Genomic DNA, 1230 nt, shown 5'->3' with positions numbered 1-1230 from the left:
CCGCCATATGGTCGAGGTACGCGTCGATCTGCCGCTTCAGCACGGGTCACATCATTGCAGCAGCCACCGACGAACTTCCCCAGCCAAACCCCAGCAAACAGAACAAGTTTCCCAATCGGGATCTACTCCGCGTGCCCCCGCGCCTTGCGGTCCAGGAACGCGGTCGGCATGCCGGGCCACGGCGCGTCCGCGGGCCGCAGCACCGCCCCGGAAGCGCGAGCCGTCATCAACGCGGTGACTCCGGCGACCGCGGTGGCATTGGTGATCTCCCCCGCCAGCGCGGCCTGCACGGCCTCCGCCAGGGGCATCCGCAGCAATTGGAGGTCGGCCTCCTCCATTTCCGGGTCAGGCCGGTCGGTTTCGTACAGCCCGGTGGCGAGATACACCCGCAGCGCCTCATCGGTGAACCCCGGCGACAGCGCCACATCCACCAGCACCGCCCACTCCCGCGCCGCCAGCCCCGTCTCCTCGGCCAACTCCCGCTTGGCCGCCTCCAGCGGATCCTCGCCCTGCTTGTCCAGCAACCCGGCGGGCAATTCCAGCAACCGCCGCCCGGTCGGATGCCGATACTGATTGATCAGCACCAGATTCTCGTCCTCGTCGAGCGCCGCCACCGCGACCGCCGCGTGGTGCTCGATCACCTCCCGCTCGGCCACCTTCCCGCCGGGCATGACCACCTGGTCGAGCCGCAGCGCGAGAATCGCCCCCGAATACACGGTGCGACTGGACAGAACATCGAATTCGTGTGAACCGGGAACCGGACCGGAGGACGTCATCCCAGAACCGTAGCGCGAATCCCCGCCCCGCCCGGCCACACCCGACCCGCCACCCGCGCTGCCGTGGCCGACACCACGCCGGCTCTCGATCAGAGCGAGCAGAGCCTGGAACACGACACCGCCCGGGCGTGCTGGACGCTCGGGCGGTGTCGGGTGGCAAGCCGGCGGAGGGCTACTTGGAGACCTTCTCGCCTTCGGGGGCCGGGGCCTCGGCCGGGATCTCGACCGGGAGCCGTTCGGCGGCCTTGTAATCCAGCGCGGCCGAGATGAGCGCCGCGAACAGCGGGTGCGGGCGGGTCGGGCGGGACTTGAGTTCCGGGTGTGCCTGGGTGGCGACCAGGAACGGGTGCTGGTTCTGCGGGTATTCCACGAACTCGACCAGGTGGCCGTTCGGGGAGGTGCCGCTGAACTTCAGGCCGCTCTTGGCGATCTTGTCGCGGTAGGTGTTGTTGAC

Annotated in this window: 1 protein-coding gene and 1 pseudogene; both read right to left on the bottom strand. The window is 69.1% G+C overall.

The window, feature by feature from the left end; all coding sequences use genetic code 11:
• Positions 1-122 precede the first annotated feature (122 nt).
• Complete coding sequence (locus ACIRS4_RS37635) at positions 123-776, bottom strand: NUDIX domain-containing protein (RefSeq protein WP_404204688.1); 654 nt, start codon at positions 774-776, stop codon at positions 123-125.
• Positions 777-948: 172 nt separating this feature from the next.
• A pseudogene (locus tag ACIRS4_RS37630) lies at positions 949-1230 on the bottom strand (hypothetical protein); the annotation flags it as partial.

Origin of the sequence: Streptomyces sp. NPDC101166 (assembly GCF_044768125.1) — a bacterium.
GTDB lineage: Bacteria > Actinomycetota > Actinomycetes > Streptomycetales > Streptomycetaceae > Streptomyces.
This window is presented reverse-complemented; position numbering and strand designations above follow the sequence as displayed.

What these genes read in the sequence shown, in the direction of transcription:
- ACIRS4_RS37635 (WP_404204688.1), bottom strand. Translation starts at nt 776, where the DNA reads ATGACGTCCTCCGGTCCGGTTCCCGGTTCACACGAATTCGATGTTCTG.